Source organism: Photobacterium sp. 53610 (genome assembly GCF_036409375.1).
In the GTDB taxonomy this organism is placed as follows: Bacteria; Pseudomonadota; Gammaproteobacteria; order Enterobacterales; family Vibrionaceae; genus Photobacterium.
The window spans coordinates 60,833-83,936 of record NZ_JAXOFS010000015.1 but is presented as its reverse complement, the minus strand read 5'-3'; the positions used below and the strand labels follow the sequence as shown (position 1 = coordinate 83,936).

The following is a 23,104-nucleotide window of genomic DNA, read 5'->3' as shown; positions in this document are numbered from 1 at the left end:
GGGTCGCGGGTTCGAGTCCCGTCCGCTCCGCCACTTCTTAGAGAAACCCAGTCAGTAATGGCTGGGTTTTTTGCTATTCAGGGTTCTGATAATTTCTCACTGACGAAAAGCCTCAGACTAGGCGTCCCCGTCGAAAGACTGGGGCTTTTTTACGTTTGGGATTTGTTATCCGTCCTTCGGCCGGACGCCTCCCGATCGAATGCGATTCCAGCTGTCCGCTACTTCTTAAAGAAAACCAGTTGTTCTTTGCTGGTCTCTCCGTTTGAAATCCCTGCGTGAACCTGACGAGGTGTTTTAGTACCTGGTTACAATTTCGTGTTGTTTGACCTTGTCTTGCGCGTCGGGCTGTGAGAGGTTTAGCGTCACTTTTTCTGAAATGGCCAAGACACAACACTATGAGTTTTTTCTATGAGCGGGAAGAAACCGCAGATACAGTGACCATTACTCTTAAGCCACATTCTCTGTACCTCATGCTGGGGATGCTGGCTGTCTGGTTGGGGAATGATTTGATTTTAAAGTCGGCCCCGATGGCGCAAATTGTGATGCCAATCTTTATCGTCTTTATGGTGATCCGCTTTTTTGCCTTGGTGCGTATTCAGCGTGAAGTACTGATTGCGATGAAACAAGGTCGGGTGGAGACTCAGGGGAGCAAGTTTTCCTTCAGAAGTCCTTTTCGGTACGTGATCAGAAAAGCTCAGGAATCAGCCACTTCTTAATGTTCTAAGTGAGTAGCCGTGTGAACATGCGGCTATTCTTTCCTGTCAGGACAGAGCTTCTGTAGCCGATGATGGCTTATTCCCTGCGTGATAACAGGCATAATGACTGTGTTGTTATCGACAAAGAGAAATCTATGCCAGCCTTCAATTGGAAACCTCTGTTATTTGCCTGTCTGATTGTCAGTATTGGTCAACTGGGCCTTGGCCTGGTATTCCCATTGTTGCCCTGGATTGGACATGATCTGGCATTAACTTCAGATCAGACGCAATTACTTGTCGCCATCTATCTGCTGGGGTTTGGACCGTCACAGTTGATTTATGGTCCCTTATCAGATGTGCTTGGCCGCAGGCCGGTGTTATTAGCAGGGGTACTGATTGCAGTATTCGGGGTTGCAATCCTGATCTTTCAGGCCGAATCATTTACCGGATTGCTGATTGGCCGTTTTATTCAGGGATGCGGGGCTGGCAGTGTCTCGGTACTGGCCAGAGCGATGATACGGGACAGCTACCAAAAACAAAACCTGGCGAAGGCGCTGACCTGGCTGGCGATTGTGGCAGCTTTCACACCGATCATGGCGCCTGTGATTGGTGGCATGGTCAATCATTATCTGGGCTGGTTGTCTGCATTCTTTTTGCTGCTTGGCTATATCGCACTGATATGGCTGCTGCTCCTGGCCAGTTTCCGGGAGACATTAAATGCCGTCAAACAGCCGCCGTCCGTCAAGCGACTGCTGGGAAGCTACTTCTCATTATTTCGTGAACGCCATTTCATGACCTTTGCCGGGATTGGCTGGATTAATTTTGCTGTGGTGATCATGGCAATCTCAATGATGCCTTATATCATGCAGGTTCAGATCGGCATGACTTCAGAACAGTATGCAATGTGGGCGATGATTCCAGCCTGTGGTTTTCTGTGTGGCGGCTTGCTGTGTCAGCGTCTGCATCCTTATGTCGGTACTGCACGCATGCTACAGCTGGCACCACTGATGCAGATTCTGTCAGCGGCGGTTTATATCTTTGCGCCGCTGGATCCGCGCTGGATGTCGCTTGCACATTTTCTGTTGGCAGTGACAAATGGCATCGCTTTTCCCTGTGCTCAGTCGATGTTATTGATTCCCTATCGTGAAAAATCCGGGACTGTATCTGCTTTGTCGGGGGCATGTCAGATGGTGGTGGCTTCACTGGTCAGTCACGTCTTATTACAGTTGGGAATTAGTCAACCCTGGCATCTCGGGACTGTGTTATTGAGCGCTTCTTTTCTGGGCATGGTACTTGCCAATCTGGGCCTTCGCAGTGAGTCGGGCCGGCAGGCTTCGGTTGAGCTGAGTCAGTCCTGATTGTATTTTTCGGTATATCACCGCCAAATCACCGAGAATCCTCCATACTTAAGGCACAGATTTGCAGTTGGCTGAGGAGGTTGTATGCGTCAGCTCATCTGTATGATAGTTGTTCTGATGGTTGCCGCCTGTGTCAGTCAGTATGAAGCGCAGTTATCCCGGCATGGTGAATGGCAGGAGTTGGGAGCTTATCACGGCGAATATGGTTATCAGGAGTGGGATAAGAAACGCCTGGATCGTTTAGGGGTGTTGTCGGAATCGGACTATGAGAAATATCGTGCTGGTTATCTGCAGGGCCGTTATGAATATTGCACCGGAAAGAAAACGGTGACCACAGCGATCAATCCCGCGTATCCGGATGAGTGTAAACAAGACTCCAGCCAGTTTGGCCTGACAGAGCGGGGATACTGACAGCGTCGGAAATCCAAACAAAAGAAAGGCTGCCTTGAGCAGCCTTTCTTATGATTTGATCGTTTCAAAAGAGACTGACAGTAATCAGTTATTGCTGTGCAGTTCACTGTTCAGTTCAACGGCCGTTTTGTTGGTCAGGCACTCGATGGTACCTGTCACAGAGTTACGACGGAACAGCAGGTCGGATTTTCCGGCCAGCTCGCGCGCTTTCACGGTTTCGACGACATTGCCGCTTGAATCCAGCATTGTAACCTTAGTGCCGGCAGTCACATACAGACCAGATTCAATTGTACAGCGGTCGCCCAGCGGGAAGCCCAGACCTGCGTTTGCACCCAGCAGGCTGTTTTCACCGATAGAAATGACAACCTTTCCGCCGCCACTCAGGGTACCCATAATCGAAGCACCGCCGCCGATGTCTGAACCGTTACCGACCACAACACCGGCAGAAATACGGCCTTCGACCATGCTGACACCGGTTGTTCCTGCGTTGAAGTTAATGAAACCTTCGTGCATGACTGTGGTGCCTTCACCGACGTGTGCGCCCAGGCGGACACGGGAAGTATCAGCGATACGAACGCCTGCAGGTACGATGTAATCGACCATTTTCGGGAATTTGTCGACACAGTCGACACTCAGTACTTCACCTTTCAGACGGGCTTCGATCTGACGTTCTGCCAGCTCAGGCAGATCGATGGGTCCCTGATTGGTCCATGCAATATTGTGCAGCAGACCAAAAATGCCATCCAGTACCAGACCGTGCGGCTGAACCAGACGGTGAGAAATCAGCTGCAATTTCAGGAAGCCTTCGGCAACAGAAGCCGGTGCTTCGTCAGTGGCCAGGATCACCAGGACCATCGGCTGGCTTGATTGTGCTGCTTTTTCAGCAAAGCTTGCACTGGCTTGTTCGCCATGGGCTGCAAATGCACCAGCCAGTTCAGCAGCCTGCGCCTGAGTCACTTCAATGGCCTGATTCCCATCTTTGTAATCAGCGACTTGAGCAATGGTATCAACCAGCGTCTGAGCCGGGTTCAGCAGTGGTGTCGGGAAGAAGGCTTCAATAATTTTGCCGTCGCGGTTTTTGGTCGCGGTACCCAGGGCTAAAGAAAATGTGGCCATGGTGAAATGGTCTCCATATCAAAGGGGAAAAGACTGCAAACAGCAGGCAGCCTGTTTGATGATTAAAAATTTCAGATATCCCATCATAAAGAGACTGAACCGGATATTGAAGGGGAAATCTGCCATTCATGGCAAAATGACTGAGAAATGAAGAAAACCCAAGGTTATTCCCATAGAAAGTCAGTATTTTTGCATAAAAATCTTGTACAAAAAAACCTCCCTCAGGAGGTTTTTCAAGAGCATTGCCGCTGGATGATGATCAGGCCGCTTCACTTTCTGCGTCGTCTTCAACCGCTTCAGGCTTGGCCGGCTTTTTCTTTTCTGCTGGTTTTGCTTTTTTCGCACCCAGTGCGACCAGAACTTTCTCGCGTTCCTGAGCCAGGAACAGCGCCAGTTCTTCCTGTTTGGCTTCGTCTTCAAGCAGTTTACTTTCACTCAGAACCGCGAACAGCTCGTCAGCCATATCCAACATTTTATCGTAGGCATCAGCTTCAGATTTAGAGGTAAAAGTCATCTTCTCTTCTCCGTTGCGCTCTACTACATATTTGACGATAACAGCCATGGTCACCCTCTCCCGATATTGATTAACTGGTTTTTTATACAGTAGGATAGGGCCAGAGTCCAGTTCTGATTCCGGAGAGAAGGAGTTCTTGTGAGCGTGAGAGAAAAATTTGATCAAATTTATGCCCGTGCCGCTGATCGCAAAGGCGGTAAGGCGGCACTGGAAAGTCTGCTGAGTCATCCGCTGACGCCGGCGGAACTCAAAGCGATTCCTGACGACCGCTGGCTGGCCGCGTTTACACAGAAAGTGTTTCAGTCCGGCATGAGCTGGAAAGTGGTCCGTCAGAAATGGGACGGCTTTGAATCGGTGTTCTTCGGATTTGATATTGAGAAGTTGTTGCTGGTGCCGAACGAGATGTGGGAGCGTAAAGCAACGGATCCGGCCATTATTCGTCATCTCGGAAAAGTCATGACGATCCCGGAGAATACCTACATGATCCACCGGGCAGCCAAAGAACACGGTTCTTTTTCGGCCATGGTCGCGGACTGGCCGTCGGAGGATATCATTGGACTGTGGAAATATCTCAAAACCAAAGGCAAGCGTCTGGGCGGGAATACGGGGCCTTATACCCTGCGGGTGATGGGAAAAGATACCTTTATTCTCAGTCAGGATGTGGAAGTCTATCTGCGCAATACCGGCATCATAGACGGCGGCAGGGATACCCAGCGCTCGCTGGCCGCTGCGCAGGCAGCATTTAATGCCTGGCAGCAGGAATCGGGGCGGCCGTTATGTCAGATCAGTCAGATCATTGCGTTCAGCAGCGGGGATAACCGGGTCTGAGCCCGGTTGCCAGTGCAGGCAGAATTGAATAAAAGCAGCCAGCAGCGGGCTGTTGTATTTGTTTTTGTGGTAGAGCAGCCAGTACTGCCGCTCTTTGGGCAGCGTTAAAGGCAGCTCGGCAACGCGCTTTTCCTGTAATGCGTGATATACCGCGTGACGTGAGAGGCAGGTCATTCCCAGTCCTGCCGCAACACTGTTGATGATGGACTCTGTGGTATTCAGCTCGAATGCCAGATGCCAGTGGGTCACTTCCGGCGCAATCTGGTTCAGGAAATAATCACGTGTGCCGGAGCCGGATTCTCTTAGCACCCACTCGGTGTTCGCCAGATCGGAAAACGTCAGTGTCTTATATTGCCGCAGCGGATGGGCCGGATGGCAAATCACCACCATCTCATCTTTCAGCCAGGGCTGGCTAATCAGCACAGGCTGATTGACCTGGCCTTCAACCAGTCCGATGTCCAGTTCAAAATCGCGCAGTTTCTGGCAGATGCTGGCCGTGTTACCAATCAGCAGCGATTGGTCATGATGATGACTCCGGGCCCTGAAATCGCGCAGCAGAAACGGAGTCAGCTGATTACCGACGGTATCGCTGGAGCCGATCGCCAGATGTCCGGTCAGCGGACCATCTTGTTCAAACAACTGCTCAATACTATGGGTGCGATGCAGCAATTCATCGGCAAGCGGCAACAGGCGCTTGCCGTGATGGTTCAGCGTCAGCCGGTTGTGGTACCGGTCAAAGAGCGGCTGGCCGAGTTGTTTTTCCAGTTCAGCCAGTGCCATGCTGACGGCAGGTTTGGTCAGGTAAAGACGCTCAGCCGCGGCAGTAATGGTTTTTTCCTGCGCGACGGCAACGAAGACCCTAAGCTGTTTCAGGGCAATATTCATGACGGACCGTTTCTTGAAGTGGCTTGAATCTGTTCAGTTTAATTTAACCTACATTTCAATTTATTCAATTATTCTAAACCCATTCATCTCAGTACACTGTCTCTATCGATAAAAAGAAAAATAACCGAACTGAAAACAGAGAGAGCAAGCTGATGCGCCAACAGTGGAAAGAAAGAATCGCGTCCGTGCCAACCCCAATGGCCGGTCTGGCGCTGGCAATCGCCAGCCTCGGCTGGTGCTGGGAGAATGCGCTGCCGTTTCATGGCCTGGCTCAACTGGGCAGTGCCGCAGTCGCTGCGTTGATGCTTCTTGGACTGGCGGCCAAATTTGCCCTGCATCCGCAACTGCTCTGGCAGGATCTGAAACATCCGGTTGTCGGGAGTGTTGTGCCGACTTTTTCTATGGCGGTGATGGTTGTCTCTCATGCGATCGGGCCATTTGCACCGACTCTCGGGCAGGGGCTCTGGTTGTGTGCAGTAGCCTTGCACCTGATCTTTCTGGTCTGCTTTGTGTACCACCGTTTCTCCGGCTTTTCGCTGCATCACATGGTGCCCAGCTGGTTTGTCCCGCCGGTCGGGATCATCGTGGCGGATGTGACCTTTCCCGGCGGAATCATGGAGCCGCTTGCCCGCGGCCTGCTGGTCTTTGGTTTGAGTGCCTACGCACTGATGCTGCCGGTTATGTTATACCGCCTGATATTCGGTCGTGAAGTGCCGGATGCTGCCAAGCCGACGATTGCCATTCTGGCTGCCCCGGCCAGTCTGTCTCTGGCCGGATACCTGACGATGGCGGTGCAGCCTTCGGTACTGATGGTGGCCCTGCTGGCAAGTATTGGCCTGCTGATGACGCTGGTGATTTATCTGGCCTTCTTTCGATTACTGCGCCTGCCGTTCAGCCCGGCGTATGCGGCGTTTACCTTCCCCATGGTGATTGGGGCTACGGCACTGTACAAAACTGCGCACTGGATGAGCACTCAGCCGCTGCTGTCGGATTATGCGGGTCAGGTTCAGACACTGGCGCTGGCTGAGCTTTTTATCGCCACTGTGGTGGTGGGGTATGTGATTGTGCGTTATCTGACGTTTTATTGTACCGCCAGCGTACGGCTGAGGCGTCCGGCGATGTAACGGGCTGAACCGAAAGGGCGGCGGCCGTCACAGCTGCCGCTGTTTACACCCTGCAATCCATGGTAGACAATCGGGATCATTCTTGTCTGATAGCGAGCCTGACGCGTGTTTACTGTCTACCATTCCAACCAACTGGACCTGCTGAAATCGCTGCTGGTTGAGCTGGTCCGCCGTGACCCGCTCGCTGATCCTTTTATTCCTGAGCACATCCTGGTTCAGAGCCCGGGGATGTCCCAGTGGCTCAAGCTGGAACTGGCTCAATCGCTGGGTGTGGCGGCGAACATTGCTTTTCCGCTGCCGGCGACCTTTATCTGGGACATGTTCACCAAAGTGCTGCCGGATGTCCCGGCGCGTAGCGCATTCAATAAAGAAGCCATGACCTGGTCGCTGATGAAGGTGCTGCCGGGATTGCTGGAACAACCGGAATTTGCGCCTCTGAAGCGTTATCTGGCCGAAGATGACGATCAGCAGCGCCGCTATCAGCTGTCGGCCAAAATTGCCGATATTTTTGACCAGTATCTGGTGTACCGCCCGGAATGGATTCAGGCATGGGAATCCGGCGTGGTTGATCCGGAACTCACCGCGGAACATCCCTGGCAGCCGATCCTCTGGCAGGCACTGTACGATCATATTCTGTCGCAGGGACAGTCGCCGTATCACCGGGCCAATCTGTACGAACACTTCATTGAATCTCTGAACCATGCGGCTCAGTCCGGAACGGCTTTGCCGGACACGCTGCCCAAGCGACTGTTTGTGTTCGGGATTTCAGCCTTACCACCGCGCTATATGGATGCACTGGCCGCACTGGGTCAGCACATTGATGTCCATCTGATGTTCACGAATCCGTGTCGTCACTACTGGGGGGATGTCCGTGATCGCAAATATCTGGCACGCCTTGCAGCCAGACAGCGTCAGCAGGTGATCTGGCAGGATGAACACAGTGAACCGGTGGGCGATGTCGGGATGCTGAAGGGCTCGCTGGAACAGAATCTGGTGGACGAAAAGCATCAGGAAGCCGCGGTCGGAAACACGTTGCTGGCCTCGCTGGGGAAATTGGGACGCGATAATCTGTATCTGCTGTCTGAACTGGAAGCCTTTGAAGTCGATGCCTTTGTTGATATCCCGGCCGACAGCCTCCTGCATGCAATTCAGTCCGATATTCTGCAGCTTGAAGACCGGGTGAATGATCAGCTGCTGGCCGACAGTCAGCACAAGATGCCGCTGAGTGCCGACGATCGTTCACTGTCTGTGCATGTCTGCCACTCGCCGATGCGGGAGGTGGAAGTACTGCATGACAATCTGCTGGCGATGCTGGATGCCAACCCCGAACTCTCGCCGCGTGACATCGTGGTGATGGTGGCGGATATCAATGCCTACAGCCCTTACATTCAGGCGGTCTTTGGCAATGCCCCGGCAGAGCGGTATCTGCCTTTTTCAATCTCTGACCGCAGTGCGGATCAGGAAAATCCGGTGTTGCTGGCGTTCCTGCGTCTGCTGGATCTGCCGAACAGCCGCTGTCATGCTTCTGAGCTGACGGAAATGCTGGAAGTACCCGCGATCATGAACCGGTATGGTCTGGATGCAGAACGGTTTCTTCAGGTGAAAGCCTGGATTGAAGAAGCAGGGATCCGCTGGGGACTGGATGGTGATACGGCCCGGGAGTTTGCTCTCCCGGATCAGAAACAGAATACCTGGCTGTTTGGTTTGCAGCGGATGCTGCTGGGCTACGCCATGCCACAGCAGGCCGGACTCTATCAGGGGATGCTGGCCTATGATGAAGTGCAGGGGATGGAGGCCGAGCTGGCTGGCCAGCTCAGCGTTTTTGTCGAACAACTGATTCATTATCGCAAGGTGCTGAATCAGCCTCATTCAGCCAGCGGTTGGTTTGCGGTGCTGAACCAGTTGCTGGACGATTTCTTTGTCGTGGATACGGAAGGAGAGCTGGTCCTTCGCCTGATCCGCGAGAAATTACAACAGCTGGAACAGCAGCTGAAAGATGCCGGTTACGGCGACCGGCTGACTCCGGCCATCATGCGTGACTACCTCAATGACAAGCTGGGTGGCGAACGGATCAGTCAGCGCTTTCTGGCCGGACAGATCAACTTCTGTACCCTGATGCCGATGCGTTCTATTCCGTTTCAGGTGGTCTGTCTGCTGGGAATGAACGACGGCGTCTACCCGCGTACCATTGCGCCGGAAGGTTTTGATCTCATGGTCGGCCGCCAGCGCGCCGGTGATCGCTCCCGCCGTGACGACGACAGATACCTGTTCCTTGAGGCTATGCTCTCGGCCCAGCAGCAGCTCTATATCAGTTATGTCGGCCGGTCGATTCAGGACAACAGCGAGCAAATGCCGTCAGTGCTGCTGAGTGAATTGCTGGAATATTGTCAGCAGGGATTCTGTCTGACCGGGGATGAAAGTCTGCCGCCAGACGATTCAGCCGCCCGGCTGCTTCAGCAATTGGTCCGCCACCACCCGCTGACGCCTTTCAGTCCGCAGGCATTTCTGGGAGCAACGCCGAGCTATGCAGCGGAGTGGCTTTCTGCGGCCCGCCGGGAACCGGTGATTCAGGACGAATTCCTGGACCAGCCGCTGGCTCCGGTCGCACTGGAGGCGCTGTCGGAATCGAACGGTACGTATGCGGTGATGGAGCTGGCGGAGCTACAGCGTTTCTGGCGTCTGCCGGCACAGTATTTTTTCAATCGTCGGCTGAAGGTGTACTTCAATGCAGCCGAAGGCGCTATGGCGGATGATGAGCCGTTTGCGCTGGATGGTTTACAGAGTTACCGGCTGCGCGAAAATCTGCTGATGACCCTGCTGGAAGCAAAAGAGCAGTCGAAAGATCAGTCCGAGGCCCTGGCGCAGTTTCAGGCCCGGCAGCAGGCTGCGGGCAGTCTGCCGATTGGAGCATTCGGAGAACTGACGCTGGCGCAGGAAACACAGCAGATCCTGCCGCTGGCTGAGCAGATCTCAGCCTTGCTGGCCACCCGGACGGAAGACCCGGAAATCGACCTGCCGCTTGAAACTGCTGTCGGTGGCATTCGCTTACAGGGATGGTTACGTCACCGCACCGCAGAAGGTCTGGTGCATTTCCGGCCGGGTAAGATCCGGGCTCAGGATATGCTTCAGGCCTGGATGGAACATCTGGCACTGGCCGCTCAGGAAACTCAGGCTGCGACTCATCTGCTGGGCATTGATACCCATCTCCGGCTGAAACCGGTTGATGCAGAGTATGCCCGAGATCAACTGACCGCGTTGATCGACGGTTATCTGGCCGGGCAGTCGGATCCGCTGCCTTATTTCCCGCGCACGGTCTTGTCGGGGCTGGAAGCGCTTCAGGATAAAAGCGGCAACTGGCTGACGGATGAGGACACTCTGTTGAAAGCGCAGACCAAAATGGCTGCGGTTTTTCAGGACAGCTATTTGCTCCGCGGAGAAGGCAGCAATGTCTACATCGCCCGTGTCTGGCCGCAATGGCAGGATGATCTGGCGGCGGATGTCATGGCTTGGGGAGAGCGTGTGCTCAAGCCTGTGTTAATGCACCTGGAAGCGGTTGATTGAAGCTGGTGAGCGAGGTGGCCGCCGGCAAAATCATTATGAGTGTAGGGTGTTCACCGGTCGGCCACAAGGTCCAGAGGTAGACCAAATTTCGTGGCTGCGATACTACAGAAAGCCAGTGGTTGAAAATGTGAAACACCTCCCATAGTGATAGAAACATCAGAATGAAATAGGGTAAAAAGTGTTGAACCCGTGAGTGATCACAAAAGCACATGTAAAAAAGAAAGTTTTCCATTTTTTATGCTGCCTGAAACAGAATTCTGGTGTCACGGAGTTTGGGTGCCGTGTCAGCATGCGGGCAAATAATTTTTCAAAGACCAGGTTGATGAGATGACAGCGACCACAGCAACGGATAAACCAGCAATCATGCCACAGCCGCTGGAGGCAATGACGTTTCCCCTGCATGGGACCCGGCTGATTGAAGCTTCGGCGGGCACGGGAAAAACCTTCACCATTGCCAGCCTGTATCTGCGTCTGCTGTTAGGACATGGTGAAGCGGGCGCGGCATTTCCGCATCCGCTGACCGTGGATCAGATTCTGGTGGTGACCTTTACTGAAGCGGCAACAGCTGAGCTGAGAGACAGGATCCGCCGACGGATTCACGATGCCCGGATCGCTTTCAGCCGCGGCTCCAGCGAGGATCCGATTCTGGCGGGGCTGTTGTCGGATCTGCCGGATCATGCCCGATCGGCCACCTTACTCTTGCAGGCCGAGAGACAGATGGATGAAGCTGCGATTTTCACCATCCACGGTTTTTGTCAGCGTATGCTGACCCAGAATGCCTTTGAATCCGGTAGCTTGTTCACCAATGAATTCATTACGGAAGAAAGTCAGCTCAGGGCACAGGTCGCAGCCGATTACTGGCGCCGTTATTTCTATCCGCTGTCCCGTGAACTGGCGAATGAAATTCGTCGGTGCTGGCCCGCCCCGGAAACACTGCTGCAAGCGATCAATCCCTTTTTGTCCGGTGCACCGGTCGTGCTGAAAGCGCCGCCGTTATCCGGCGATCTGGCGCAGTTACACCAGCAGAATCTGGAACGGATAGAAGTCGTCAAGCAGGGCTGGTGTGCGCATGTGGCTGATTTTTTTGCGTTGATCAGCGATTCCGGGGTGAATAAGCGCAGTTATACCAAAACCAGTCTGCCAAAGGCGCTGGAAGAAGTCGGCCAATGGGCTGCGCAGCCGACCACAGATTACAGTCTGCCCAAGGCCCTGGAAAAATTTGATCAGGCAGTGCTGGCAGAGAAAACGGCCAAGGGCACCGTGCCGGAGCATCCGGTTTTTGTTGCGATTCAGGATTTGCTGGCGAACCCGCCCAGTGTACGGGAGCCGATTCTGGCGCACGCGATCCGGGCATGCCGGGAACTACTGACTGAGACAAAACAGCGCAAAGGCTGGCTGTCTTTTGATGATTTGCTGACGCAACTGGCAGCCGCGCTGCAAACGGATCGCGACAGCGGGAATGGTGCTCTTGCAGCCCGGATCCGTCATTTGTATCCGGTGGCAATGATTGATGAGTTTCAGGACACGGATCCGCTCCAGTATCAGATTTTCAGTACGGTTTATCTGCCGGAAGAGTCTGCCGAGGGAGAATCATCGGCAGCCGTGTCCGGACTCTTTATGATCGGCGATCCTAAGCAGGCGATTTATGCTTTCCGGGGCGCGGATATTTTCACCTATATCCGCGCGCGGCGGCAGGTCAGTGCCCATTATACGCTGGGCACCAACTGGCGCTCGACCGCCAGTATGGTGGCCGCGGCCAACCGGGTGTTTGCACTGCCGGACAGTCCTTTTATCTATGACAGCGATATCCAGTTCCTGCCCGTCCAGTCCAGTCCGAAAGCGGCTGAACGACACTGGGTACTGAACGGTGAACGGCAGCAGGCGCTGTGTTTTTGGCACATGGATGCCGAGGCGCCGGTCACGAAAGGGGATTATCAAACTGTGATGGCGGAAGCCACCGCGGCCCAGATCCAGACGATTCTGACTCAGTCTGAACTGGGCCAGGCTGCGCTGGTGGACGGGGAAGAACAACATCCGGTGGCAGCCGGTGATATTGCGGTGTTGGTGCGAACCGGGACGGAAGCGGCCCTGATCCGGCAGGCGCTGGCCGGACAGGGGATTACCAGTGTCTATCTGTCGAACCGGGACAGTGTCTTTGCCTGCCAGGAAGCGGCCGATCTGCTGCGTCTGCTGGTAGCCGTCCAGTATCCGGAACAGGAAACAACGCTGCGTGCAGCGCTGGCAACGCCTTTGTTTGCACTCAGTGCCTTTCAGCTGGATCGGCTCAATAACGAGGAAGATGAGTGGGAGCGCTGGATCGCCGAGTTCCGCGATTACCGCAGCCTGTGGCAGCGTCGCGGTGTCCTGCCGATGATTCGTCACATGCTGACCCGACGTCAGATAGCAGAACGGCTGCTGGGAGAAAACGGTGGCGAGCGGCGTCTGACGGATGTGCTTCATCTGGGCGAGCTGTTGCAGCAGGCCAGTCAGATGCTGGACAGTGATCAGGCCCTGATTCGCTGGCTGGCGGAGCATATTGAATCCCCGAACGGGAACAGCGATGAGCAGCAATTGCGGCTGGAATCTGACCGTAATCTGGTGCAAATCGTCACCATCCATAAATCCAAGGGGCTGGAGTACGATCTGGTCTTTCTGCCGTTTGTCTGCAGTTATCGCAGTACCGAAACCGCGCTGTATCATGATGCGGATTCCCAGCAGGCTGTACTGGATGTCCAGGGGGAAGATGCCAGTCTGGCGCTGGCGGAACAGGAGCGTCTGGCCGAAGACCTGCGTCTGATTTACGTGGCCCTGACCCGCGCGGTGTACGGCTGTTATGTCGGCATGGCGCCATTGCGCAACGGGCGCAGTACCAAAGAGCCGACCGGTTTGCATCTGTCGGCAATTGGCTATCTGGTTCAGAACGGCCAGCCCGGCGGGCTGGCCGAGTTGACAGCTGCACTGGGGACGCTGGCACAAAGCGAGGACATCTGCATCGTCACGCCGCCGGCTTTACCGGAAGAACTCTGGCAGCCGGCTCCGGTGGAGCAACCGGTACCCAAAGCGGCCAGCTTCAACGGTTCTGCCGGCCATCCCTGGTGGATCACCAGTTATTCGTCCCTCGTTAAACAGGGGCACTCTGTCCTGGATGCGACCAGCGAGCTGCCCGGCTTTGATACGGATTCATCTCAGGACAGCCTGCTTGAGTCGGCTGAATCTGAAACGGACATGTCAGCGCCGGAGCGTTCAATATTTACTTTTCCGAAAGGGGCACGGCCCGGCACTTTTCTTCACAGTCTGTTTGAGAATGTCGAGTTCACGGAAGCGGCGGACAGCGAAGCAACCGCGACCATCATTCGCGAATTGCTGCGTCAGGAGAACTATGACCCCGAATGGCTGCCGGTGTTACAACAACTGCTGGAGCAGGTGCTCAGCTGCGCGCTGGATGGTGAATCGCTGGTGCTCGGCCAGTTATCCCCGCAGCAGCGGCTGGTGGAAATGGAATTCATGCTGCCGATCCACCTGCTGTCATCGGCACTGCTGAATAAAACACTGGCCCGTCACGATACTTTGTCTGCAACTGCAGGAGAGCTGGGATTTGCGACTGTCAGCGGCATGCTGAAAGGCTTTATCGATCTGGTGTTTGAACACCAGGGGAAATATTACGTGCTGGACTGGAAATCGAACTGGCTGGGGGACAGCCATGACGCCTATCGCGGCGAGGCACTGACCACAGCCATGGCCGAACACAGATATGACTTGCAGTATCAGCTGTATGCACTGGCACTGCACCGTTTTCTGAAAAGCCGCAAAGCGGATTACGACTATCAGCAGCACTTCGGCGGTGTGTATTACCTGTTCTTGCGGGGTGTCCGTCGTGAGGACAACAGCGGCATTTTCCATGCCCGGCCCAGTCTGGCGCTGCTGACCGAACTTGAACACCTGATTGACGGCCAGATGAGCCAGGGAGATATAGCCTGATGATGACCTTGAACTCTCCCGTGGCTGACGGGCAATCGGCGATGATTGCGCAGCTGGATACGCTGGCGCGTGGCGGTTTGCTTAGGTCGCTCGATACCCAGTTTGCCAAATTTGTCTGCGATTCGGTGGCCGGGTTTGATGACCCTCAGGTCCGGGATTTACTGGCGCTGGCAGCTGCCTGGGTCAGCCAGGAGCTGGGCCGGGGGCATGTCTGCCTCCCGCTGTCGTTTCAGCAGAGTCAGCCACTGGGGTTACCGAAAGAGGTGGCGGAATCTTTATTATCGCTGTTGCCGGATGCCTGGCGATTGCCAGCCAGCTGGCCAGCGATCCTGAATGGCTCGGCAGCGATTTCGGATGGTCTGCAGCCCACGCCGCTGGTGCTTTGTGACGATCGATTGTATCTGCATCGCTACTGGCAGGACGAGCAGACGGTTGCCCGTCGCCTGTTGTCTGCGGCTCGTCTTCCTGAAACCGGTCAGACTGTCACGCAATCGGCCGGGATGCTGGATACCTTGTTTGCCCGCAGTTATTTCTATTTGTTTGATGGACTGTCGGCGCTGCGTCAGTCCGGTGACGACAGTGCGGAGCGCCGTCGTTTCGTGGTCTGCGATCTGCTGGATGTGGTGACGCCAGACGCGCTGAAATGGGAAAAAATTGACGCTGTACTGGTTCAGGCTCAGCGCTTTTCGGACCTGACACCGCTGGATACGTTAATCCCTGCATCTGCCTGTCTGAACTGGCAAAAGGTGGCGGCAGCAACGGCCCTGAGCCGGCCATTTGCGGTGATCTCCGGTGGGCCCGGAACCGGAAAAACGACGACGGTTGCGAAACTGCTGGCGGCGTTGGTGATGCAAAACCAACCTGCTGCCGCGTCTGTCGATGCTGCCCGGGTGCCCCATATTGTACTGGTGGCACCGACCGGTAAGGCTGCGGCCCGGCTGACCGAATCGATTGGTAAAGCGGTCCAGTCGCTGCCGGTGGCTCCGGCGTTGCAGGCCGCCATTCCGACGCAGGCCAGTACCTTGCACCGGTTGCTCGGAGCAATTCCGGGGCGGACTGCTTTTCGGCATCATGCAGGGAATCCACTACATGCGGATGTCTTGGTGGTCGATGAAGCGTCGATGGTCGATTTGCCCATGATGGCTCGCTTGCTGGAAGCATTGCCGCCGCATGCCAAACTGATTCTGCTGGGGGATAAAGATCAGCTGGCTTCCGTGGAAGCCGGAGCGGTGCTGGGAGACATCTGTGCTTTCGCCCGTCAGGGCTACAGTGTGCCGCAGGCAAAACAGCTCAGTGAGATGACCGGCTTTGTGCTGCCTGCCGGACAGTCGGACTCACTCAGTCCGATTGCTGATTGTCTCTGCGTGCTGCAAAAAAGTTACCGTTTCCACGCATTGTCGGGGATCGGCCAGCTGGCCAGTGCTATTAACAGTGGTCAGCCGGATCGGCTGGCTGCGGTCTGGCAGCAAGCATACAGTGATATCCGGCAGTACCCGCTCGGAGCCGAGCATTACCAGCAGTTGATTCAGGCGATGTCGAATTTTTACCGGCGTTATCTGGAGGCGATGACCCAAGGTGAACCGCCAGCCGAGGTGCTGCGGCAATTTGCCAGTGTCCGGCTGCTGTGTGCGCTGCGGGAAGGGGACTTTGGTGTTAAGGGGCTCAACAGCCGGATTGAACGCCAGCTGGCGAAAGATAAGCTGATCACGCCGGGGGATGAAACCTGGTATGTCGGTCGTCCGGTGATGATCACCCGTAACGATCATGGTCTCGGTTTGTATAACGGTGATATTGGGATTGCGATGCCGGATCCGGACGGGCGATTGGATGGTCGCGGCCGTCCGGCGCTTCGGGTGTATTTTGATATGCCGGACGGCAGTATCCGCAGCTTTCTGCCCAGCCGTCTGCCGGAGCATGAGCTGGTGTACGCGATGACAATTCATAAATCTCAGGGTTCAGAATTCGCCGATACCCTGATGATTCTGCCGCCGGAGTTCAGTCCGATCCTGACCCGGGAACTGATTTATACCGGGGTCACGCGGGCGAAGGAACGACTGTATCTCTATGCCCGGCCTGAGGTATTACAGCGCAGTATCCAGCGCTGTATTCAGCGGGCCAGTGGTCTGGAAGTGAACCTCAGCTAAGCCATTTGCACCCGCCAGCGAGACGGGCGGGTGACAGTTATAACGCCAGCGTCAGGATTTTCGAACGACGTTGCAGGTTATAGAGGGCCTGCTTTGCCATCGGCAGGTCTGACACATCAATTTCCACGAAGCCCTGCTCCCGGAACCAGTGCAGGCTTCGAGTGGTCAGGACAAAGAGCTGCTTCAACCCTTGCGTGCGAGCCTGATGGCGAATGCGATTGAGCAGCAGCGCACCCCGGTCACCGTCCCGGTAATCCGGATGCACGGCCACACAGGCCATTTCACCCATCTGTTCTTCCATGAAGGAATAAAGGGCGGCGCATCCGATGATCAGGCCGTCGCGTTCAATCACAGTGAATTGTTTGATTTCCTGCTCCAGCTGTTCGCGGGAGCGGCGAACCAGAATACCTTCCTGTTCCAGCGGCCGGATCAGAGCCAGAATACCGCCGATATCGTCGATGTGAGCCCCCCGGACTTTTTCGGCACTGGCCATCACAATCTGTGTGCCGATTCCGTCGAAAGAGAAGAGTTCCTGAATGAGCGCACCGTCATCTTTGTAGCTGATGAGGTGACTGCGGGGCACACCTGCCCGGCAGGCGGTCATGGCACCGCGCAGGAAGCGGGCTGTCCCGGAGTCAGATTTCTTCTGTTCGGTCAGCCGTTGCAGTGCTGCCTCTGCTTCCGCCGGCAGCATTTCGGAGACGATTTCCCCCTGTTCATCCCGAACCCCCTGATGGGAACAGAAGCCAATCAGTTTGTCGGCTTCCAGACGGATGGCGACCTGCGTGGCAACTTCCTCTGACATCAGGTTGAAGCATTCTCCGGTCACAGAGCTGGCAATCGGACCCAGCAATACAATACTGTTCTGATCCAGCTGGCGTTTGATACCGTCAACATCAATGCGGCGGATCCGGCCGCTATGGCAGTAGTCAATGCCGTCATCGACCCCCAGAGGCTGCGCGATGACAAAGTTTCCGCTGACCACGTTGATTTGTGAGCCGGCCATCGGTGTATTGTTCAGGCCCATGGAGAAGCGGGCGGTAATATCCAGATGCAACTGTCCGGCCGCCTGTTTGGCGATTTCCAGTGAACGTTCATCAGTGATCCGCACCCCTTTGTGGTACGGCGTTTCATAGCCGTGCAGCGCGAGTAAATGCGAAATCTGGGGACGGGCACCGTAAATCAGGACAATGCGCAGGCCCAGACAATTGAGCAGGGCGATGTCATTGACGATATTGCGGAAGTTTTTATCAGCAATTGCTTCACCGCCCAGCATGATCACCAGCGTTTTACCTCGGTGCGCATTGACATAAGGGGCTGACTGGCGAAAGCCTTTGACCAGTGCGGTACTTCTTAATTTCACTGAGTATTCCGTTACAAAAAATGAATCAGGGGGGACATGCCAGCATGTTGCCTGTTTATCTGCTGCACAGCAAGCAGGAAAAGTGTTCAATAAGTTAGAGTTCAGACTCAAATTTTTGAGTCAAGATCCCGTTCTGACATTCTGTGCTTATTCGACCCATCAGACGGACGCCAGCTAAGCGTATAGTTGAATCACGTAGGGATGATTGGCGATGCTGCTGATGGCATTCAATAAGTACACCAAGTGGCAGGGTGCCACCATGCTGACCATATTGGTCACAGGTCTGGCGCTCAGTGGTTTTCTTGCAGTCGGTGCAGTAAAAGGTGATCTGTTCACCCCGGCGCCGGAACCCAGTATTTTCGGGATTTGGGTTGAGCAGGATGTCGCACCTTACGCAGCGGATCAATTTGAACTGCGCCAGGATGGGGTGTACGTCGCCGGTCGTATGGTCAGTACCCGTTATGACTGGGATGGCAGCCGGTTAAGCTATCGTATGGGGGGCGAAACCTACAAGTACACTTTCGAGGAAGGAAAGTTCGTTCGCCAGCAGCCTGCCCATTACGTTTCAACTTTTTCCCGTCAGGGCACGCTTCAAAAAACCAATTCCTGAATGGCTTCCCGGTTTGCCCGGGAACCTGGTTATTCCTCTTCCCGGAGTCTGGCAAACAGCTGGTGCACCGGGATTTTATTCAGCGCTACTTTCCGCATGGTATCGGCTGTCTGAGGGCTGCCGCCCAGACAACGCTGGATCACCGTATTGATTTGCTGTGCTGAGTTGCCGTCGCTGTCCAGATTGCGTATCCACTGGTATTCTACGGCGTTCGGATCAAGTAAGGTTTCCTTACCCACTTTAAATTGTTTGTTCATGCCTGTCCTTCCTGTGACATCAAGTTCCTGTGCGCCTAAAGGTGATCGCATTGTCTGCCGGTGAGCGGTATGCCAGTAAGCACGAAGTATAATTTCCCTGACAGAATGATGTCGTTTATATGACGATTTTATTAAATCGATCTTATATGACACTTATATGACAGTGAGTGCTTATTATTCATCTTTCGTGACAATCAAAACAAGACTTTGACATTGGTTATGATAAAAAGTCTTAAGATAACTGTTTTATCAGTGGTGCGAGAGTGGCACCGCTGTTAATTTTTTAACCTGTCAATTTCATGAAGGCAATTCTGTGTTTCAACAATTTTCCCTGTTTAGAAAAGTGACCCTTGTATCTTGTGTGCTTGGGCTGGCGGCTTGTGCCAGACCTGTTGACCGCGGTCAGCAGTATCTGGATGGAGAGTTTGGCCAAGTACTGAATCCGGTCACTCACGTTGCATCAGATAAACCCAGGGATTACACCCGCTTTGAAGCGCAGTCTGAACAAGTACTGGCCCGCTCCCCCTCAATGATGCTGCGGTATCAGAACCTCTATCAGCAGGTGAAAAACTGGGCGGAAGAAAGCGGTGATCCGGCGTTGCTGACTCAGTATGGTCTGACGACGGATCAAATGGGCGGCGGCGACGGCTACGGCAACGTGATGTTTACCGGTTATTTTTCACCGGTGATTGAATTACGCCATGCAAAAGACGAGACCTTCAGATATCCGGTCTATGCGATGCCGGTTTGCGGTGAAAAATGTCCGACCCGGGCCGATATCTATAACGGCGCTCTGGAGGGACAGGGTCTGGAGCTGGGCTATGCGGCCTCAAAACTGGCGGTGTTCATGATGGAAGTGCAGGGCAGCGGCTTTGTCCATTTTGAGGATAATGACCAGCTGCAGTACTTTGCGTACGGCGGTAAGAACGGCCATCCTTATGTGAGTATTGGTAAAATTCTGATCGAGCGCGGGGAAGTGCCGCGGGAGAAAATGTCGCTCAAGGCCATTGCTGAATGGGTGGACCAGCAGGATGAAGCCACGGTTCGTGAGTTGCTGGAACAGAATCCGTCCTATGTCTTCTTCCGTCCGCGCGAGGATCTGGATGTGCTGGGAACTGCCGGGATCCCGCTGTTGCCGATGGCTTCGGTTGCGGCTGACCGTGAATTCCTGCCGATGGGCAGTGTGTTGCTTGCAGAAGTGCCTCAGCTGGATGCGGAAGGAAACTGGAACGGCAAGCATGTCCTGACATTGCTGATGGCGCTGGATACCGGCGGCGCAGTAAAGCGCAACCACCTCGATCTCTACCATGGGATGGGTGAGCAGGCCGGGATTGATGCCGGGCACTACAAGCATTTTGGCCGGGTCTGGAAACTGGGACTGACGGCTGAGACGGATGCGGCACTGACCGAAGAGCGACAGAAAGCCAGTGAAAAGACAGTGGCCCGCCCGGTTGATACGCACTTTACCTTCCTTGAAGAAAGTGTGCAGAGCCAGCCGGTGGTCACCGGTTCGGGACTGGACAACTGACAGGAGAGCGCGTATAAAAACGCGCTCATTCTCCACACACTGACAGGCCGTTATGCAACAACTCGAGACTCCAGCATCAGACAACTATAACCAGCGTTTTGGCGGTACCCGCCGTCTGTATGGTCATCAGGAAGTTGAGATCCTGAGAGCGGCCCATGTCTGTGTGATCGGTATTGGCGGAGTCGGCTCCTGGGCAGCTGAAGCCCTGGCCCGCTCCGGGGTCGGTGAGCTGACACTGATCGATATGGATGATGTGTGTGTCACCAACATCAACCGTCAGATCCACGCGATGTCAGGGACTGTCGGCCGCAGCAAAATTGAAGTGATGGCTGAACGGATCGCTCTGATTAATCCGGACTGTAAGGTCAATCTGATTGATGACTTTATTACCCCGGAGAATATTCCGGAGTATATTGGCGCTCATTTTGATTATGTACTGGATGCGATTGACAGCGTGAAGCCGAAAGCGGCACTGCTGGCGTACTGTAAGCGTTATAAAATCAAAGTGATTACCACGGGCGGTGCGGGTGGTCAGATTGACCCGACGCAGATTCAGATTGCGGATCTGGCAAAAACGATTCAGGATCCGCTGGCAGCGAAAATCCGGAATATGCTGCGTCGTTTTTACAACTTCAGTAAAAATCCGGCACGCAAGTTTGGCATCGACTGTGTCTTTTCTACTGAGCAACTGAAATATCCTCAGGCCGACGGCAGTGTCTGTGAAGCGAAAGCCACGGCGGAGGGGCCGAAACGGATGGACTGTGCAACCGGTTTTGGTGCCGCCACCATGGTGACGGCGACCTTTGGATTTGTTGCTGTGTCCCGCATTCTGCAAAAGCTGATCGAAAAACACAGCCAGCTCTGACAGAGCTGAGTTTAGCGACTGACGTACATCCGGATTTCTTCCACAATGGCCTTCAGCCCGTTACTGCGTGACGGGCTTAAATGAGCCAGCAGACCCAGTTGCTCAAAGTAAGCATCAATATCAAACCCCAGGATTTGCTCAGCGCTTTTTCCTTCATAGGCTGCAAGCACCAGGCAGATCAGTCCTTTCACAATTCGGGCATCAGAATCTGCCGCAAAGTGGTACCGGCCGTTTTCACAGCGCTTCACTAACCACACCTGGCTCTCACAGCCACTGACTTTCACTTCGTCTTCTTTGAGCGCATCCGGCAGGGCGGGGAGCTGTTTTCCCAGCTGAATCACCTGACGGTATCTGTCTTCCCAGCCACCGGCGTTGGCCATACTGGCAACAATGTCGTCGGTTAAGATGGCGGTACCAAACGGGTGGGAAGGAAAATGAACGGTTGTCATGAGAACTCTCTTTATTTACAGCAGGTCACAGGCTTTGTGCAGCGCCGCAACAAAACGGGCAACATCGTCTTCGGTATTATAAAGCGCAAAGGAAACACGCAGAGTCCCGGTCAGTCCGAGCGCATCCAGCATCGGATGGGCACAATGGTTGCCGGCACGCAGCGTAATATTCTGTTGATCCAGCAAGGTTGCGATGTCCTGATGGTGAACACCATCGACGACGAAAGAGAACAGGCTGGCATCAGGCTGCAGGCCAATCACCCTTAGTCCTTCAATATCCCGTATTCCTTCAAGCGCCTGCTGGCGGAGGGCGTGAACGTGCTGCTCGGCACCTTCACGGTCAATACGGTTCAGCCAGTGAATGGTCTCGGCCAGTGCGATCACGCCGGAAATATTCGGGGTACCGGCTTCAAATTTGCCCGGCAGTCCGGTGAACCGGGTGCCCTCGAAGGAGACTTTCTCGACCATCTTGCCGCCGCCATGCCATGGCGGCATGGCTTCCAGTAAGGCCTGTTTGCCATACAGAACCCCGATGCCGGACGGACCAAATAGCTTATGACCGGAAAAAACATAAAAGTCAGCATCCAGCGCCTGAACATCTACGGTTTCATGCACGATGCCCTGTGCACCGTCGATCACTACGACGGCACCATGCGCATGGGCGGCTTTGATCATGGTTTCGATCGGGTTACGGGTGCCGGTTACATTGGTGATATGGGCAACGGCAACAATACGGGTTTTTGCCGACAGCAGCTCATGAAACGCAGCCATATCCAGCGTGCAGTCCGGCTTCATCGGAATTTTCACCACGGTTGCCCCGGTCTGTTCGGCGACGATCTGCCAGGGCACAATATTGGCGTGGTGTTCGTGTTCGCTGACCAGAATCTCATCGCCCGGTTGTAACGTGCTGCGTGCCCACGTCTGGGCAATCAGATTCAACGCTTCTGTTGCACCACGGGTCCAGACAATTTCCTTTCGGTCTCTGGCGTGAAGAAAAGCCTGTACGGTGTCCCGGGCCTGTTCAAAACGCTGTGTCAGGCTGGCGGTCAGCTGGTGGCTGCCACGGTGAACGTTCGCGTTCTGATGACGATAGTAATCATCCAGTGTCTGAATCATCGCCAGAGGCTTCTGCGCGGTGGCAGCGCTGTCCAGGTAAACAATGGGATGATCGGAATCTTGGTTCAGTGCCGGAAACTGAGCACGGATAGCCTGAATGTCGAATTGGACGGTCATGGTGAAACTCGTTGATAGCCTAGTGCAGGGATCATCCTCATTATTGACCACAGAGGCAAGGGGACGAGAAAATATTGAATAAAAAAAGGCACCGCGTTGGGGCGCAGTGCCATCAAAAAGTTTTGACAGACAGGTCAAAAAAAACAGGAAGTAAATCGGTAGCTCGAAGGCTACCTGCCCGACAG

At 54.5% G+C, this 23,104-nt stretch carries 18 protein-coding genes; 11 read left to right on the top strand and 7 right to left on the bottom strand.

The window, feature by feature from the left end:
- Positions 1–395 precede the first annotated feature (395 nt).
- From SPK40_RS21115 to SPK40_RS21105, 3 genes are all read left to right on the top strand, one after another.
- A complete protein-coding gene (locus SPK40_RS21115; RefSeq protein ID WP_330961793.1) occupies positions 396–716 on the top strand; it encodes a hypothetical protein in 321 nt (106 codons plus the stop codon).
- Between the two features lie 134 nt (positions 717–850).
- Positions 851–2,053 (top strand): multidrug effflux MFS transporter, encoded by a 1,203-nt coding sequence (locus tag SPK40_RS21110; protein ID WP_330961792.1) that lies wholly within the window; start codon positions 851–853, stop codon positions 2,051–2,053.
- Between the two features lie 84 nt (positions 2,054–2,137).
- Positions 2,138–2,464: a DUF2799 domain-containing protein gene (locus SPK40_RS21105; protein WP_248144098.1), complete on the top strand. Its 327-nt coding sequence runs from the start codon at positions 2,138–2,140 to the stop codon at positions 2,462–2,464.
- An 84-nt stretch (positions 2,465–2,548) separates the two neighbouring features.
- Here the strand turns inward: SPK40_RS21105 and dapD are convergent, their stop codons facing one another.
- Both dapD and SPK40_RS21095 read right to left on the bottom strand, forming a co-directional pair.
- The gene (gene dapD, locus SPK40_RS21100; protein ID WP_330961791.1) at positions 2,549–3,580 is read right to left on the bottom strand and encodes a 2,3,4,5-tetrahydropyridine-2,6-dicarboxylate N-succinyltransferase; all 1,032 of its coding nucleotides are present in this window, start codon (positions 3,578–3,580) and stop codon (positions 2,549–2,551) included.
- Between the two features lie 259 nt (positions 3,581–3,839).
- The gene (locus SPK40_RS21095; RefSeq protein ID WP_248144101.1) at positions 3,840–4,142 is read right to left on the bottom strand and encodes a YebG family protein; all 303 of its coding nucleotides are present in this window, start codon (positions 4,140–4,142) and stop codon (positions 3,840–3,842) included.
- A 90-nt stretch (positions 4,143–4,232) separates the two neighbouring features.
- Here SPK40_RS21095 and SPK40_RS21090 point away from each other — a divergent pair, with 90 nt between their 5' ends.
- Positions 4,233–4,922 (top strand): DNA-3-methyladenine glycosylase I, encoded by a 690-nt coding sequence (locus SPK40_RS21090; RefSeq protein WP_330961790.1) that lies wholly within the window; start codon positions 4,233–4,235, stop codon positions 4,920–4,922.
- On the opposite strand, the gene SPK40_RS21085 is transcribed toward SPK40_RS21090, so the two are convergent.
- Positions 4,869–5,807: a LysR substrate-binding domain-containing protein gene (locus SPK40_RS21085; RefSeq protein WP_330961789.1), complete on the bottom strand. Its 939-nt coding sequence runs from the start codon at positions 5,805–5,807 to the stop codon at positions 4,869–4,871. The two genes, SPK40_RS21090 and SPK40_RS21085, sit on opposite strands and share 54 nt — an antisense overlap.
- 152 nt (positions 5,808–5,959) lie before the next feature.
- On the opposite strand from SPK40_RS21085, the gene SPK40_RS21080 reads away from it, so the two are divergent.
- The 4 genes from SPK40_RS21080 to recD all read left to right on the top strand — a co-directional run bounded on the left by SPK40_RS21080 (position 5,960) and on the right by recD (position 16,614).
- Positions 5,960–6,931 (top strand): TDT family transporter, encoded by a 972-nt coding sequence (locus SPK40_RS21080; RefSeq protein ID WP_330961788.1) that lies wholly within the window; start codon positions 5,960–5,962, stop codon positions 6,929–6,931.
- A 105-nt stretch (positions 6,932–7,036) separates the two neighbouring features.
- Positions 7,037–10,492 carry an exodeoxyribonuclease V subunit gamma gene (recC, locus tag SPK40_RS21075; protein ID WP_330961787.1) on the top strand — a complete coding sequence of 1,152 codons (3,456 nt, stop codon included), beginning with the start codon at positions 7,037–7,039 and terminating at the stop codon, positions 10,490–10,492.
- Between the two features lie 327 nt (positions 10,493–10,819).
- Positions 10,820–14,470, top strand: a complete 3,651-nt coding sequence (recB, locus tag SPK40_RS21070; protein ID WP_330961786.1) for an exodeoxyribonuclease V subunit beta — start codon at positions 10,820–10,822, stop codon at positions 14,468–14,470.
- Between the two features lie 41 nt (positions 14,471–14,511).
- A complete protein-coding gene (recD, locus tag SPK40_RS21065) occupies positions 14,512–16,614 on the top strand; it encodes an exodeoxyribonuclease V subunit alpha (RefSeq protein ID WP_330961797.1) in 2,103 nt (700 codons plus the stop codon).
- 37 nt (positions 16,615–16,651) lie between these two features.
- On the opposite strand, the gene argA is transcribed toward recD, so the two are convergent.
- The gene (argA, locus tag SPK40_RS21060) at positions 16,652–17,977 is read right to left on the bottom strand and encodes an amino-acid N-acetyltransferase (protein WP_248144108.1); all 1,326 of its coding nucleotides are present in this window, start codon (positions 17,975–17,977) and stop codon (positions 16,652–16,654) included.
- A 211-nt stretch (positions 17,978–18,188) separates the two neighbouring features.
- On the opposite strand from argA, the gene SPK40_RS21055 reads away from it, so the two are divergent.
- Entirely contained in the window at positions 18,189–18,587 is a 399-nt protein-coding gene (locus tag SPK40_RS21055) for a DUF2850 domain-containing protein (protein ID WP_330961785.1), read from the top strand.
- A gap of 29 nt (positions 18,588–18,616) precedes the next feature.
- Here the strand turns inward: SPK40_RS21055 and SPK40_RS21050 are convergent, their stop codons facing one another.
- Positions 18,617–18,844 (bottom strand): hypothetical protein, encoded by a 228-nt coding sequence (locus tag SPK40_RS21050; RefSeq protein WP_248144110.1) that lies wholly within the window; start codon positions 18,842–18,844, stop codon positions 18,617–18,619.
- 331 nt (positions 18,845–19,175) lie between these two features.
- Between SPK40_RS21050 and mltA the strand changes: the two genes are divergently transcribed.
- Both mltA and tcdA read left to right on the top strand, forming a co-directional pair.
- The gene (mltA, locus tag SPK40_RS21045; RefSeq protein WP_330961796.1) at positions 19,176–20,372 is read left to right on the top strand and encodes a murein transglycosylase A; all 1,197 of its coding nucleotides are present in this window, start codon (positions 19,176–19,178) and stop codon (positions 20,370–20,372) included.
- 52 nt (positions 20,373–20,424) lie between these two features.
- The gene (gene tcdA / locus SPK40_RS21040; RefSeq protein ID WP_330961784.1) at positions 20,425–21,237 is read left to right on the top strand and encodes a tRNA cyclic N6-threonylcarbamoyladenosine(37) synthase TcdA; all 813 of its coding nucleotides are present in this window, start codon (positions 20,425–20,427) and stop codon (positions 21,235–21,237) included.
- Positions 21,238–21,248: 11 nt separating this feature from the next.
- On the opposite strand, the gene csdE is transcribed toward tcdA, so the two are convergent.
- The gene (csdE, locus tag SPK40_RS21035) at positions 21,249–21,686 is read right to left on the bottom strand and encodes a cysteine desulfurase sulfur acceptor subunit CsdE (protein WP_248144112.1); all 438 of its coding nucleotides are present in this window, start codon (positions 21,684–21,686) and stop codon (positions 21,249–21,251) included.
- 15 nt (positions 21,687–21,701) lie between these two features.
- Positions 21,702–22,919, bottom strand: coding sequence for a cysteine desulfurase CsdA (csdA, locus tag SPK40_RS21030; protein ID WP_330961783.1), 1,218 nt, complete (start codon positions 22,917–22,919; stop codon positions 21,702–21,704).
- Positions 22,920–23,104 lie beyond the last annotated feature (185 nt).

Coding starts and splice junctions, on each gene's coding strand:
- SPK40_RS21105 (WP_248144098.1), top strand. CDS start 2,138: ATGCGTCAGCTCATCTGTATGATAGTTGTTCTGATGGTTGCCGCCTGT.
- csdE (WP_248144112.1), bottom strand. CDS start 21,686: ATGACAACCGTTCATTTTCCTTCCCACCCGTTTGGTACCGCCATCTTA.
- SPK40_RS21055 (WP_330961785.1), top strand. CDS start 18,189: ATGCTGCTGATGGCATTCAATAAGTACACCAAGTGGCAGGGTGCCACC.
- tcdA (WP_330961784.1), top strand. CDS start 20,425: ATGCAACAACTCGAGACTCCAGCATCAGACAACTATAACCAGCGTTTT.
- SPK40_RS21115 (WP_330961793.1), top strand. CDS start 396: ATGAGTTTTTTCTATGAGCGGGAAGAAACCGCAGATACAGTGACCATT.
- csdA (WP_330961783.1), bottom strand. CDS start 22,919: ATGACCGTCCAATTCGACATTCAGGCTATCCGTGCTCAGTTTCCGGCA.
- dapD (WP_330961791.1), bottom strand. CDS start 3,580: ATGGCCACATTTTCTTTAGCCCTGGGTACCGCGACCAAAAACCGCGAC.
- SPK40_RS21050 (WP_248144110.1), bottom strand. CDS start 18,844: ATGAACAAACAATTTAAAGTGGGTAAGGAAACCTTACTTGATCCGAAC.
- SPK40_RS21095 (WP_248144101.1), bottom strand. CDS start 4,142: ATGGCTGTTATCGTCAAATATGTAGTAGAGCGCAACGGAGAAGAGAAG.
- SPK40_RS21080 (WP_330961788.1), top strand. CDS start 5,960: ATGCGCCAACAGTGGAAAGAAAGAATCGCGTCCGTGCCAACCCCAATG.
- SPK40_RS21085 (WP_330961789.1), bottom strand. CDS start 5,807: ATGAATATTGCCCTGAAACAGCTTAGGGTCTTCGTTGCCGTCGCGCAG.
- recB (WP_330961786.1), top strand. CDS start 10,820: ATGACAGCGACCACAGCAACGGATAAACCAGCAATCATGCCACAGCCG.
- recD (WP_330961797.1), top strand. CDS start 14,512: ATGATTGCGCAGCTGGATACGCTGGCGCGTGGCGGTTTGCTTAGGTCG.
- SPK40_RS21110 (WP_330961792.1), top strand. CDS start 851: ATGCCAGCCTTCAATTGGAAACCTCTGTTATTTGCCTGTCTGATTGTC.